12 protein-coding genes and 2 pseudogenes are annotated in these 12140 nt (G+C 77.5%); 3 read left to right on the top strand and 11 right to left on the bottom strand.

Annotation, left to right across the window (positions count from 1 at the left end):
- Nucleotides 1-10: 10 nt before the first annotated feature.
- From IEY94_RS14785 to IEY94_RS14775, 3 genes are all read right to left on the bottom strand, one after another.
- The gene (locus IEY94_RS14785) at nt 11-511 is read right to left on the bottom strand and encodes an SRPBCC family protein (RefSeq protein WP_189170757.1); all 501 of its coding nucleotides are present in this window, start codon (nt 509-511) and stop codon (nt 11-13) included.
- Nucleotides 512-633: 122 nt separating this feature from the next.
- Entirely contained in the window at nt 634-1821 is a 1188-nt protein-coding gene (gene fahA / locus IEY94_RS14780; protein ID WP_189170756.1) for a fumarylacetoacetase, read from the bottom strand.
- The gene (locus IEY94_RS14775; RefSeq protein WP_189170755.1) at nt 1814-2686 is read right to left on the bottom strand and encodes a hypothetical protein; all 873 of its coding nucleotides are present in this window, start codon (nt 2684-2686) and stop codon (nt 1814-1816) included. Before IEY94_RS14775 ends, fahA begins: the two co-directional genes overlap by 8 nt.
- Before the next feature lie 166 nt (nt 2687-2852).
- On the opposite strand from IEY94_RS14775, the gene IEY94_RS14770 reads away from it, so the two are divergent.
- The 3 genes from IEY94_RS14770 (at nt 2853) to IEY94_RS14760 (ending at nt 5012) form a co-directional block, all read left to right on the top strand.
- The gene (locus tag IEY94_RS14770; RefSeq protein ID WP_189170754.1) at nt 2853-4019 is read left to right on the top strand and encodes a homogentisate 1,2-dioxygenase; all 1167 of its coding nucleotides are present in this window, start codon (nt 2853-2855) and stop codon (nt 4017-4019) included.
- 106 nt (nt 4020-4125) lie between these two features.
- Nucleotides 4126-4551: a hypothetical protein gene (locus IEY94_RS14765; protein WP_189170753.1), complete on the top strand. Its 426-nt coding sequence runs from the start codon at nt 4126-4128 to the stop codon at nt 4549-4551.
- On the top strand, nt 4551-5012 hold the full coding sequence (locus tag IEY94_RS14760) for a hypothetical protein (RefSeq protein ID WP_189170752.1): 462 nt from the start codon (nt 4551-4553) through the stop codon (nt 5010-5012). Before IEY94_RS14765 ends, IEY94_RS14760 begins: the two co-directional genes overlap by 1 nt.
- Before the next feature lie 105 nt (nt 5013-5117).
- Here IEY94_RS14760 and IEY94_RS14755 read toward each other — a convergent pair whose 3' ends face one another.
- The 8 genes and pseudogenes from IEY94_RS14755 to IEY94_RS14725 form a co-directional block, all read right to left on the bottom strand.
- On the bottom strand, nt 5118-6251 hold the full coding sequence (locus IEY94_RS14755; protein WP_189170751.1) for a tetratricopeptide repeat protein: 1134 nt from the start codon (nt 6249-6251) through the stop codon (nt 5118-5120).
- 548 nt (nt 6252-6799) lie between these two features.
- A complete protein-coding gene (gene ispF, locus IEY94_RS14750) occupies nt 6800-7285 on the bottom strand; it encodes a 2-C-methyl-D-erythritol 2,4-cyclodiphosphate synthase (RefSeq protein WP_189170750.1) in 486 nt (161 codons plus the stop codon).
- A 10-nt stretch (nt 7286-7295) separates the two neighbouring features.
- Nucleotides 7296-7838: pseudogene (locus IEY94_RS24340) on the bottom strand (2-C-methyl-D-erythritol 4-phosphate cytidylyltransferase); the annotation flags it as partial.
- Between the two features lie 75 nt (nt 7839-7913).
- Nucleotides 7914-8183: pseudogene (locus tag IEY94_RS24335) on the bottom strand (IspD/TarI family cytidylyltransferase); the annotation flags it as partial.
- Nucleotides 8184-8220: 37 nt separating this feature from the next.
- Nucleotides 8221-8706, bottom strand: coding sequence for a CarD family transcriptional regulator (locus IEY94_RS14740; RefSeq protein ID WP_189170749.1), 486 nt, complete (start codon nt 8704-8706; stop codon nt 8221-8223).
- Between the two features lie 270 nt (nt 8707-8976).
- Nucleotides 8977-10059, bottom strand: a complete 1083-nt coding sequence (locus tag IEY94_RS14735) for a type III polyketide synthase (protein ID WP_189170748.1) — start codon at nt 10057-10059, stop codon at nt 8977-8979.
- On the bottom strand, nt 10056-11204 hold the full coding sequence (locus IEY94_RS14730; protein WP_189170747.1) for an acyl-CoA dehydrogenase family protein: 1149 nt from the start codon (nt 11202-11204) through the stop codon (nt 10056-10058). Before IEY94_RS14730 ends, IEY94_RS14735 begins: the two co-directional genes overlap by 4 nt.
- Nucleotides 11197-12072: a class I SAM-dependent methyltransferase gene (locus IEY94_RS14725; protein WP_229783906.1), complete on the bottom strand. Its 876-nt coding sequence runs from the start codon at nt 12070-12072 to the stop codon at nt 11197-11199. Before IEY94_RS14725 ends, IEY94_RS14730 begins: the two co-directional genes overlap by 8 nt.
- Nucleotides 12073-12140: the final 68 nt, after the last annotated feature.

Below are 12140 nucleotides of genomic sequence, written 5' to 3'. Positions count from 1 at the left end.
GGCCGTCCGGTCAGGCGGCGGTGGCGTCGCCGTCCGCGTCGCCGCCGGGGTGGGCGGCGGCCCGGGCGAGGTCGGCCAGCTCCTGCCGGAGCGCCCCCTCGGCCGTCCGGGTGGCGAGGCCGCCGAGGACGAGTTCGAGGATCCGGGCCCGGCCGCCCTCGGCGTGGCCCTCCTGGTCGACGGTCACGAGCGTCCCGCCGCGGTGCCGCCCCTCGGTGACCGGCGCGAGGGTGTAGGCAGTCTCGTACGCCGCGCCCTCCCCCGGCGAGCCGAGCACGAACCGGTGCCGCGGCTCGCAGGCCAGCACCCGGTACTCCTCGGTGGCGTCGGCGCCGTCGGGCATCCGGTGCGTCTCCCGCCAGACCGTCCCGGCGGCGAACGGCGGCGGCGTCACCGGCTCGACCGCGCCGGCGGTGGAGAGCCACTCGGCGCGGCCGGGTACATCCGTCAGCAGCGCCCACACCCGGTCCACCGGGGCGGCGACGTGCTGGCTCACGGTGATCGTCGACAATCCGTCCTCCTCGGGCCGACCCCCACCCCACGCTAGCGGCACCGCCGGGCGGGTTCCCGCCCTTCGCCGGACGAGCGCGCGCCGGGATCCCGCGGGGATCCCGGCGCGCGAGGACCGTTCCGCTACGGCCGGGCGGGCAGGATCGTCCCGACGACCTCGCCGAGCGCGACCACGGCGCCGTCCGGGCCGGGCGCGGTGGCCCGCAGGGTGATCGTGTCGCCGTCCTCCAGGAAGCCGCGCTTGGCGTCGCCGACGGTGACCGGCTCGGCGCCGCCCCACGTCAGCTCGAACAGCGAGCCGGTCTGGTCGCGCTCCGGGCCGGAGACCGTCCCCGAGGCGTACAGGTCGCCGGGGCGGATCGACGCGCCGTTGGCGGTCAGGTGGGCGAGCTGCTGGGCCGGCGTCCAGTACATCGGCGCGAACGGCGGCCGGGAGACGACAGTGCCGTTCCACTCGACCTCGAGCGTGAGGTCGAGGCCGAGGTGGGCCTCGCCGGTGAGGTACGGCAGCACCGGCGGGTCCTGCACCGGTGCCGGCACCCACGCCCCGGCCAGCGCGGCCAGCGGGGTCACCCACGCGCTGACCGAGGTCGCGAAGCTCTTGCCGAGGAACGGGCCGAGCGGCTGGTACTCCCAGCCCTGGATGTCCCGGGCGGACCAGTCGTTGACCAGCACCACGCCGAACACGTGGTCGGCGAACGCGTCCACGCCGACCCGCTCGCCCAGCGCCGAGCCGGTGCCGACGACGAAGCCGACCTCGGCCTCGATGTCCAGCCGCGCGGTCGGCCCGTACGTCGGGGCGTCCGCGGCCGGCGCCTTGCGCTGCCCGCGGGGCCGGACGACGTCGGTGCCGGAGACGACGACCGTGCCGGCGCGGCCGTGGTACCCGATCGGGATGTGCTTCCAGTTCGGCAGCAGCGGCGGCGAGCCCGGCCGCAGCAGCGCGCCGAGGTTCGCGGCGTGGTGCTCGGAGGAGTAGAAGTCGACGTAGTCGCCGACCGCGAACGGCAGCCGCAGCTCGACCCCGGCCAGCGGGTGCAGCAGCCCGGCCACGGCGTCGCCGCCGGCGCGCAGCACGGCGGTGATCCGCTCCCGGGCGGCGGCCCAGGCCGCCCGGCCCTGCGCCAGGTGCGCGTTGAGCGTCGGCGCGGCGAACGCGCCCCCGGCGTCGACCAGCCCGGCCGCCTCGGCGCCGGCGAGGTCGAACACCTCGTCCCCGATCCGCACGCCGACGCGCGGGGCGTCGCCGGCGCGGGAGAAGACGCCGTACGGCAGGTGGTGGAGCCCGTACGGGCCGGTCTGGTCAGGCACTTGGCTGCGCTCCTCGGGGGTTGGCGATGAGTCCGAGTCCGATCAGGTCGTCCAGCGGCTCGGTGACGCTGCACGAGCCGTACCCGACCCACAGCGGCCGGGCGGCGGCCGTGCGGTCGGCGACGGCCGCGACCAGCGGGGCGGGGTCGGTGGCGGCGAGCAGCTCGGCGATCTCGTCGACCTCGGCGCCGCGCGCGGCGCCGACCGCGCCGACGAGCACGTTGAGGAACCCGTGGTGGGTGAACCCGGTGCCGGGGTCGGTGTGCCGGACGGCGTGGTGCAGGCCGGCGGTCAGCTTGAACGGCAGTTCCCGGTCCCGGCAGGCGCAGATGACGGCGGCCAGCTCGACGGGCGTCGGGAACAGTTCGGCGGCGAGCCCGCCGGTGCGGAACTTCGGCGCGACCGACACCCCGCCGGCCCGGGCGGCGGCGACGGCGTCGAGGGCGCTGAGCAGGCCGGTGGCCAGCGGGATCTCGGCGTACCCGCGGAGCTGCGGCCGGGCCCGGTAGTGCGCGATGAGCGCGGCCAGGCCGGGCTGCGGGTCCTCGCCGCGCTTGGCGACGGCGACCTCGGCCTGATGGACGGCGAACCGCGGGTCGGCGCCGGCGAGCGCGGCCGGCAGGCCGGCCACGCCGGTGTCGCCGATCAGGCCGATCGCGACGGTCTCGTCGGGCCCGAGCAGCTCGGCCGCGGCGGGCAGCGCCGAGGCCGGCAGGAGCAGCGGGCCGACCAGGTCGGCGTACCACGCGGCGCGGTGCCGCCGGTGCGCGGCGACCGCGTCGGGCAGCGGCGCGCTGCCGGGCGGGAAGACGGCGGCGTCGTCGACGAGCCCGGCGAAGAGGGCGGGGACAGCCGGTGCGGGCACGGCGGACCCCGGCTTGGCGGTGGACGCTGACTGCTGCGTTGACACAGGTGACAACCTAGTGGACGCTACAGAGAGCGGACAACAACGTCCGATTATCGGACGCCTCTTGGCAACACCCGCCCGCTCGGACCGCACCCGCAGTCGGACCGTTTCGGGAGGCAGAGCCATGCCGCACTACCGCAGTCTCGGCGAGGTGCCGCGGAAGCGGCACACCCAGTTCCGCAAGCCCGACGGCGGGCTGTACGCGGAGGAGCTGATGGGCCAGGAGGGCTTCTCCTCCGACTCGTCGCTGCTGTACCACCGGCACGCGCCCACGGCGATCACCGCCGCCGAGGCGTACACCCCGCCCGCGTGGAGCCGGCAGCCCAACCGGCCGCTCAAGCCGCGCCACCTCGTCACCCACAAGCTCGACTCGTCCGGTACCGACGCGGTCCTCGGCCGGCAGCACCTGCTGGCCAACGACGACGTCCGGGTGTCGTACGTGCTCGCCGACACCCCCTCGCCGCTGTACCGCAACGCCATCGGCGACGAGTGCCTGTACATCGAGGCCGGCACCGCCCGGGTCGAGACCAGCTTCGGCGTGCTCGACGCGGTCCCCGGCGACTACGTGCTGATCCCCACCTCGACGATCTACCGGGTGGTGCCCACCGGCGGCCCGGTCCGGATCCTCGGCATCGAGGCCAGCGGGCACATCGGCCCGCCGAAGCGGTACCTGTCGGTGCGCGGGCAGTACCTGGAGCACTCGCCGTACTGCGAGCGGGACATCCGCGGCCCGGCCGAGCTGATCCAGGTCGACGCCACCGACGTGGACGTGCTCGTCCAGCACCGCCGCGGCTGGACCAAGCACACGTACGCCCAGCACCCGTTCGACGTCGTCGGCTGGGACGGCCACCAGTACCCGTGGATCTTCTCGATCCACGACTTCGAGCCGATCACCGGCCGGATCCACCAGCCGCCGCCGGCGCACCAGACGTTCGCCGGGCCGAACTTCGTGATCTGCTCGTTCGTCCCGCGCAAGGTCGACTACCACCCGCTGGCGATCCCGGTGCCGTACAACCACCACAACGTCGACTCCGACGAGATGCTCTTCTACACCGGCGGCAACTACGAGGCCCGGCGCGGCTCCGGCATCGGCCAGGGGTCGATCTCGCTGCACCCGTCCGGCTTCACCCACGGGCCGCAGCCCGGCGCGGCCGAGCGGTCGATCGGCGCCGACTACTTCGACGAGCTGGCCGTCATGGTCGACACCTTCCGCCCGCTGGACCTGTGCGAACCGGCCCTGGCCTGCGAGGACGACAACTACGCCTGGACCTGGAACCGCCAGCCCGACTGAACCGCCCATCCGTCGCGGCGGGGGCCGACCCGGACGGGTGGGCCCCCGCCGGGTTATTACCGGACCGACATGGATCCGCGGGGGCCCGCGGTGCGTCCGATCCGACATGAGCACCACCGACCCGGGCGCCGCGAGCGTGGCGCCCCACCGCCGCCGCGCCCCGCGACGGCTGCTGTTCGGCACCGCGGCCATCGCCGTCGGCGCCGCGGCCGCGCTCGCCCTCGTCGTGCCCGGCAACCCGCCGACCGCCGACGCGGGCACCCTCCCCGGCTACCCCGTGGCGCCCACGGTGCCGGCCGACGACCCGGCGCCGTACCAGCACGCCTGCACCGCGGACGACGCCCTCGTCGGGCCGGCCGTCCGCGCCCACCTCGGCCGCTCGCTCACCGAGGTGCGGACCGAACTGGGCGGCGCCCTGCTGCGTGTCATCGGGCAGGACGGGCGCTGCGCCCCGCTCACCCGGGACTACAACCCCGCCCGGACCAACGTCTACCTGGAGCGCGGCGTCGTCGTCCGCGCAACGATGGGGTGATGATGCGCAGTCGAGTACGCCCCGCCCTCCTCGCGCTCGCCGTCGGCGGCTGCCTGGCCGTCGCCGGGTGCGCCGACGGGGACGCCACCGTGGTGCCGCCGCTCGCCGGCGGCTCCCCCACCGCGAGCGCCGAGCCGTCCCCCACGCTGCCCTCCCCGCCACCGGCGGGCGACGGCCGCCGGACCGCCCCGCCGGGCGGCGACGCCCAGCCGCCGCAGCGGTCGCCGGGCGGCCAGAGCGGCACGCCGTGCACCGCCGCCGAGCGGGCCGGGATGTTCCCCACCCCGACGCCGTACCGGGGGCTGACCGTCGACGCGCTGCGCAAGCGGCTCGGCGCCAAGGCGGAGATCCGGGTGGTCGGCGCCGACAACGAGTGCTACGTCGTCACGACGGACCTGCGGCCGGGCCGCGTCAACGTGTACCTGGAGAAGGGCCGCATCGCGGCCTCGGACACGGAGTAGGCACCACCCGCGGACACGTTCGGGGCGGGCGGCCGGTGCCAGGGGTGGAGTGCCGGCCGCCCGCCCCGAACGGACTTCCCGCCCCGTCGGCCGTTGGCCGGCGGGTCAGCGGCGGGTGCGGACCAGGCCCGCGGTGGCGGCCAGGGCGGCCGGGATCAGCGGCCACCAGAGACCGGTCGCGGCGAGCGCGGCGAGGGCGGCCGCGCCCAGCAGGCCGGCGGCGAGCGCGCCGAGCGTCCGGCCGGTCCGGGCGAACCGCGCCCGTGCCCACAGCCCGACGGCCGCGCCGCCGAGGACCACCGCGAGCAGGCCGGCGAGCAGGGCGACGGCCCCGCCGAGCAGCGGCAGGCCGGCGCCGACGACGAGTACGGCGGCCAGCGCGCTGCCGTGGGTGGCGACGGCCGCCTCCCGCACCCGCTGGCCGTCGCGCCGGACCGCCCCGGCGCCGCCCCACGGACCGGCACCGGACGGACCCGCTCCGGCGGGCGGCTCGGGCGCCCGGTCGGCCGGGTCCGGTGCGCGGACCGCGCCGTCGGCACCCGCCACCCCGGCCGAATCCCGTCCGCCGGCCCCGGGGCCGTCGGCCGTGGACCGGTCGGCTCCCGCGGCCGCCTCCGCGCGCCCGGCGGCGGCTGCCGCGTCCCGGCGGCCGGCGGCGGCAGCGGCGTCGAACCGCTCGGCGGCGCCGCCCGCGTCGAACCGGTCGGGGGGCCGGCGGCCGGCGCCGTCCTGGCCGGTGCCCGACCTGCCGCTCCCGTCGCCGGGGCCGGGTCGGGCGGTGCCGGGGCGGCCGGGGCCGCCGGGTGGGGTCGGGGTGGTCGGCTCGGGGCCGGTGAGCGGCGGGGCGCCGCCGGGGCCCAGCCCGAGCAGTCGCTCCAGCGCCCGGTGCTGCCGCCGGATCTCCAGCCGCCCCACGCCGGGATCGTTCGCGATGGCCGCCAGGTCCGGCTCCCGCTCCAGCGCCTCCGCGTACGCGCGCGCCGCCAGCTCGTACTGCCCCAGCCCCGCCGCGACCAGGCCGAGGACGAGGTGGGTGCGCGCCTGCTCCGGGGCGAGCCGGACCGCGTCCCAGGCCGCCGACAGCGCCCGCGGCCCGTTGCGCGACTCGGCCAGCGCCCCGGCGCCGGCGCAGAGCGCGTCCACATCGGCCGCCCAGCCGGCGAGGATCCGCGCGCCGAGCGCCGCCGCCCGCCGGTACCGGCGCAGGTCGATCAACGCCATCGCCCGCACGCTCAGCACCGCCACCTCGCCGACACCGGACCCCGCCGCGCCACCGCGACCGCCGCCCGACCCCGCGCCGCCGGCAGAGCCCGAGCTGTCGGACGTCCCGCCGCCACCGAATCCCACACCACCGACGGACCCGCCCCCGGCGGATCCCGGGCCATCGACAGCTCCGGACCCCGAACCGCTCCCCGCTCCGCCGGTGAGCCCGGGACCACCGGCGGGCCGCGCGGTATCGCCCGGCCCCGCGGAAGGCCCGGTATCGCCCGACCCCGCGGAAGGCCCGGTATCGCCCGACCCCGCGGAGGGTCCGACATCGCCCGACCCCGCGGAGGGTCCGACATCGCCCGGCCCCGCGGAGGGTCCGACATCGCCCGGCCCCGCGGAGGGTGCGGCGTCGAGGGCGTCGAGGGCGTCCTGCGGGCGGCCGGCGGCGACGGCGATGCGGGCCCGGAGCAGGGCCGTCGCCCCGTCCGCCGGTGCCGCCGCCAGTTCGGCGACGGCGTCGTCGTAGCAGCCGAGGGCGGCCATCAGCTCGGCCCGGTCCCGGGCGGTGGCGTCCACCGCTACGCCCCCGGCGGCGCGGCGTGGACGAGCGCGACGGCGATCGCCGCGAGCCCCTCGCCGCGGCCGGTCAGGCCGAGGCCGTCGGTGGTGGTACCGGCGACGGTGACCGGCGCGCCGAGCGCGTCGGCGAGCGCCCGCTGCGCCTGCGCCCGGCGCGGGCCGAGGCGCGGGCGGACGCCGATGACCTGGATCGAGACGTTGCCGATGGCGTACCCCGCCGCGCGCACCCGGCGCGCGGTCTCGGCGAGCAGCGCCGTGCCCGCCGCGCCCGCCCACTCGGGGCGGTCGGTGCCGTAGTTGCTGCCGAGGTCGCCCAGGTCGGCCGCCGAGAGCAGGGCGTCGCAGGCGGCGTGGGCGGCGACGTCGCCGTCGGAGTGGCCGGCGAGGCCGGGCTGGTCGGGCCAGTGCAGGCCGGCGACCCAGCAGGGCCGGTCGGGGTCGAAGGCGTGCACGTCGGTACCGATGCCGATCCGGGGTGCGCTCACCCGAGCCAGCCTACGACTCCCCCTCCCCGCCCGCGCGGGCGAGGAGGGCCTCGGCGAGCGCCAGGTCGTACGGCGTGGTGATCTTGAATGCGGCCTCCGCGCCGGGCACCGCCGCCACCGGTACGCCGAGCGCCTCCACCAGCCCGGCGTCGTCGGTGCGGTCGTCCGCCGCGGCGGCGTGCGCCCGGGCCAGCACCGCGCGGGCGAAGCCCTGCGGGGTCTGGACGCGGCGCAGCGCGGCCCGGTCCACCACGCCGGCGAGCGCCCCGGCGGCGTCGACGCCGCGGACGGTGTCGACGACCGGCAGCACCGGTACGACGGCCGGCGCGCCGGCCCGGACCGCGGCGGCGACCGCCTCGACCAGCGCGACCGGCGCGAGCGCGCGGGCGGCGTCGTGCACGGCGACGATGTCGAGCCCGGCGGGGGCGGCGGCGAGCGCCGCGGCGACGGACGCCTGCCGGGTGGCCCCGCCGGCCACCACGAGGACCACCGGGGGCCGCTCCACAGTGGGAGAAACTTTTTCGCCGGAAGCGGGAACGCCCTGGTCAGGGGCTACGTCAGATCCATACTCCGGTAATGCGGCGGCCGCCCCGGGGGTATCCCCAGCCCCGGCGGCGGCCCCGCGCTCCGGTGGGATCGTCACGGGTGGAACGGAGGTACCGAGCGCGACCGCATCGGCGAGCAGGTCGCGGACGTACGGTACGTCGCCCGGCGGAGCGGCCACCACGATCGCCCCCACACTGGGCGCGGCTGCCAGTCGCCGGACGGCGTGCCAGAGGATCGGGGCGCCGGCGAGCGTACGGAGCGCCTTCGGCGCCCCCGGCCCGAGCCGGGTGCCGAGCCCGGCCGCAGGAACGAGAACCGCGACGTCACCGCGCAGAGGTTGCTGCGTGGTCACGTCGCGGTCCCGTTTGCTATGCGTGCGGCGAAGGGGCTCAGGCCTCGGTGAGCACCTTGTCCAGCAGGATCTCCGCCTCGTCCTTGCTGCTCTTCTCGGCGAGGGCGACCTCGCCGACCAGGATGTCGCGGGCCTTGGCGAGCATCCGCTTCTCCCCCGCGGACAGGCCGCGCTCGCGCTCCCGGCGCCACAGGTCGCGGACGACCTCGGCGACCTTGAGCGGGTTGCCCGACGCCAGCTTCTCGAGGTTCGCCTTGTAGCGACGCGACCAGTTGGTCGGCTCCTCGGTGTGCGGGGCGCGCAGAACATCGAAGACCTTGCTCAGGCCCTCCTCGCCCACCACTTCGCGCACGCCCACGATCTCGGCGTTCTCCGCGGGAACCCGGACCGTCAGGTCACCTTGCGCGACCCTGAGGACGAGGTACTGCTTCTCCTCGCCCTTGATGACCCGGGTCTCGATTGCCTCGATGAGTGCGGCCCCGTGGTGGGGGTAAACAACGGTCTCGCCGACACTGAAAACCATAGGTTCGAAACCCCTTTCGCTGTGTCCAGGGTAACACGCTCCGAGACGGGTGTCCCCCTGCGGCAGTGGTCGTATATGCAGCTCAGAGCACATGTGAGGCGCATTGCTACCGCTTGACAAGAGACTCCCGGGCCACTTTCGTAACCCAGCGTAACGAATTCATCACGGCAACTGTTTACCGGGGTATATGGCTGACCCGCCGGAAATTCCACTATGCGGAGTGGAAACGACCTGATGTCCGGTACGCGGTTGCCGCACCCTTCCTCCCGATCACCCGATCGGCGGGCCGGGCCGCCCGAGCGGGCCGCCGCCGGCGGCCGAGAGCAGCGCCGCGTACAGCGTGAGGCCCGGACCGAACGCGAGCAGCAGCACCCACCGCGGCGGGGCGGGCTGCCTGGTCAGCGCGTCGAGGATCAGCAGCACCGTCGGCGACGAGCAGTTGCCGTGCGCCGCCAGGACGCCGCGCGAGGCCGTCAGCGCCGCCGGCCCGAGGCCCAGCTCCGCCTCCACCACTCGGAGGATGCGGGGACCACCCGGATGGACGGCCCAGCCGTCGACATCGGCGGCCGTCAGCCCGTACCGGGCCAGCAGGTCGGCCACGAGGTCCGCCACGTGCACGGCGAGGATGTCCGGCACCTTCGGTGACAGGCCCATCCGGAAGCCCAGATCGGTGACGGTCCACGTCATCAGGTCCGCGGTGGAGGTGTCCGTGACCGACACCACATCCCGGACGCGGTACCCCGGCCCGGCGCCCGGCACCAGCACGGCGGCCGCGGCGGCGTCGGAGAACAGCGCGTGCGCCACGATCTGCTGGGCGTCCCGGGTCGACGGCTGGGCGTGCAGGCTGGTCAGCTCCGCGCAGAGCAGGACCGCCGGGCGGCCGCGGGCGCGGACGAAGTCGGCGGCCGTACCCAGGCCCGGCAGGGCCGCGTAGCAGCCCATGTGCCCGACGAACAGCCGCTGCGTCGTCGTCGCCATGCCGAGCTGGTGGGCCAGCAGGATGTCCAGGCCGGGCGTGGCGTACCCGGTGCAGGAGCAGACCACCAGCAGGCCCACGTCGGCGGCGGCGAGCCCCGCCGCGGCCAGCGCCCGGGTCACCGCGGTCGCGCCGAGCGGGACCACCTCGGCCGCGTACCGGCCCATCCGGCGGGCCGTCGACCAGGCGGTGACGTCCTCGACCAGCGGGCTGACCACGGCCTGCCGGGTGGTCACCCCGGCGTTGGCGAAGATCCGCTCGGCCAGCGGCTGCGCCGCCCCGGCGTAGTGGTCGGCGAAGAAGCCCGACCAGAGCGCGTCCTGCCGGGTCGCCGGCGGCAGCGCCACCCCCACCCCGGCGATCCGGGCGCCGGTCACCAGCGCCCCGGCCCGTCCGGGTCGGCGCCGAGCGCCGCCGCGCCGAGCCAGTCGGCGCAGACGTCGGAAGTCGGCGGCTGGAGGGCGCCGCAGCGGGCGTCCCGGTACAGCCGCTCCAGGGGGTGCCCGCGCCGGGTCGCCGACGTGCCGGCCGCGGCCAGCATCGACGCGGCCACCTCGGCGGCGGTGTCGCCGGCGAGCAGCTTCGCCCGCCACACCGCGGCCCGGGTCGCGGCGGCGTCCGGGGCGGCGTCCACCAGGCGGGCCGCCTCCCGGACCACCGCCAGCGCCGCCGCCACCGCGGCGTCCGCCCGGCCCAGCCGCGCGCGCAGCGCCGGCAGGTCGGCGTGGCCGCGCTCGCGGGCGTGCGCCGCGGCCGCGTCCACCGCGGCCCTGGCCACCCCGACGTACACCGCGGCGTAGCTCGCCACCATCCAGTGCGGCATCAGCGCCGCCACCGCCAGCGCCAGGCCCTCCACGCCGCCGAGCAGGGCGGCCGGGCCGACGGTCACGTCGACGGTCAGGTCGTGCGAGCAGGTGGCCCGCATGCCGAGCGCGTCCCAGGTCGGCTCGACCGCCAGGCCCGGCGTGCCCGCGGGCACGAGGAACTGCGAGACCCGGTCGCCGGACCGGGCCGCGACCAGGTACGCGTCGGCGTGGCCGGCGCCCGAGCAGAACGTCTTGCGGCCGGTGATCCGGTACCCGTCGCCGACCCGCTCGTACGCCGTGGCCAGCCGGGACAGCCGCGAGCCCACGCCGTGCTCGCTCATCGCCACCGCGTACCAGGCGCCCCCGGCGGCGCCGGCCAGCGCCGCGTCCCGGGCGGCCAGCGCCGCGTCCGGTACGCCGAGGTCGAGGGCGACGTCGTCGGTGACCGCGGCCAGCGCCCCGGTGACCGAGGCGTGCATGTTGAACACCAGCGCGGTCGCGCCGCTGCCCCGGGCCAGCTCGTACGCGACCTCGACGTACGTGCCGAAGCCCGCCCCGCCGCCGCCCAGCCGGGCCGGCACCATCAGCCCGAACAGGCCCGCGTCGCGCAGGTCGGCGAAGTCCGCCGCGGGGAACGAGCCGGCCGCGTCGTGCGCGGGCGCGCGGGCGGCGAAGCGCGGCGCCAGCCGGGCCGCCGCGGCCACCGGGTCAGCCATCGGGCGCCGTCCGCCCGGCCGCGCGGACGCCGAGGCCCTGGTACAGCACCGCCGTCGACCGGATCGGCACGATCCGCCCCCGGTCGTCGCCGCTGACCAGCCAGCGCAGCGTCGGCAGCACGGTCGGCCGGGCGCCGCGCACCCGCAGCCGCACGCCGTGCCGGGCGCACAGCGCGCCGAGCCGGGCCGGGTCCACGTACCGGGCCGGGTCGTGCAGGCCGACCGGTACCCGCGGCAGCCGCTCGGCCACCGTGATCGTCAGCCAGCGGCTCAGCCGGGTGTCGTTGAGCGTGTCCAGCACCAGCACCCCGCCGGGCGCGAGGACCCGGCACGCCTCCGCCACCGCCGCCGGCAGGTCCGCGACGTGCTCGAACAGCTCGCCGGCCACCACCACCTCGGCGACGCCGTCGGCCACCGGCAGCGCGGTCGCGTCGGCCAGCACCGGCCGCACGCCCCGGCCGGCGGCGTACCGCAGCGCCGAGGCCGTCACATCCACGCCGACGTGCCGGTACCCGAGCCCGGCGACGTACGGGGCCAGCAGCCCGCCGCCGCAGCCGAGGTCGAGCAGCAGCGCGCCCGGCCGGCGGGCGGCGGGGATCAGCGCGGCCCGGGCGGCGGCCAGCCAGCGCAGTACCGCGAACGCCCCGCCGGGCCGCCCCCACTGGTCGGCGAGCGCGTCGTACTGGCGCGGGTCGTTGCGCGGGAGGTCGCGGCAGGGATCGCGGCCGGCGCGCGCCGCGGCCGGGCCGGGTCGCGGCGTCGCGGCCGGGTCGCGCGGGGTCGCGCCGCGGCCCGCGCGGGGCAGCGCGGCCCGGCGCGTCGCGCCGACGGCGGCCCGCCACATCCGCGCCCCGCCGACCGTCCGCATGGGAGCCAGCCTGGCACGATTGCGGCCGGCAAACCAGGGCTGGCGGACGGGCGGGCAGGGGTCTACTG

It is taken from the genome of Pilimelia anulata, from assembly GCF_014647895.1.
Taxonomy (GTDB): domain Bacteria; phylum Actinomycetota; class Actinomycetes; order Mycobacteriales; family Micromonosporaceae; genus Pilimelia; species Pilimelia anulata.
Note: the sequence above shows the minus strand (reverse complement) of the source record. Positions and strands in the feature narration are given on the sequence as shown.

What these genes read in the sequence shown, in the direction of transcription:
- IEY94_RS14740 (WP_189170749.1), bottom strand. Translation starts at nt 8,706, where the DNA reads ATGGTTTTCAGTGTCGGCGAGACCGTTGTTTACCCCCACCACGGGGCC.
- IEY94_RS14770 (WP_189170754.1), top strand. Translation starts at nt 2,853, where the DNA reads ATGCCGCACTACCGCAGTCTCGGCGAGGTGCCGCGGAAGCGGCACACC.
- IEY94_RS14730 (WP_189170747.1), bottom strand. Translation starts at nt 11,204, where the DNA reads ATGGCTGACCCGGTGGCCGCGGCGGCCCGGCTGGCGCCGCGCTTCGCC.
- IEY94_RS14725 (WP_229783906.1), bottom strand. Translation starts at nt 12,072, where the DNA reads ATGCGGACGGTCGGCGGGGCGCGGATGTGGCGGGCCGCCGTCGGCGCG.
- IEY94_RS14760 (WP_189170752.1), top strand. Translation starts at nt 4,551, where the DNA reads ATGATGCGCAGTCGAGTACGCCCCGCCCTCCTCGCGCTCGCCGTCGGC.
- IEY94_RS14765 (WP_189170753.1), top strand. Translation starts at nt 4,126, where the DNA reads ATGAGCACCACCGACCCGGGCGCCGCGAGCGTGGCGCCCCACCGCCGC.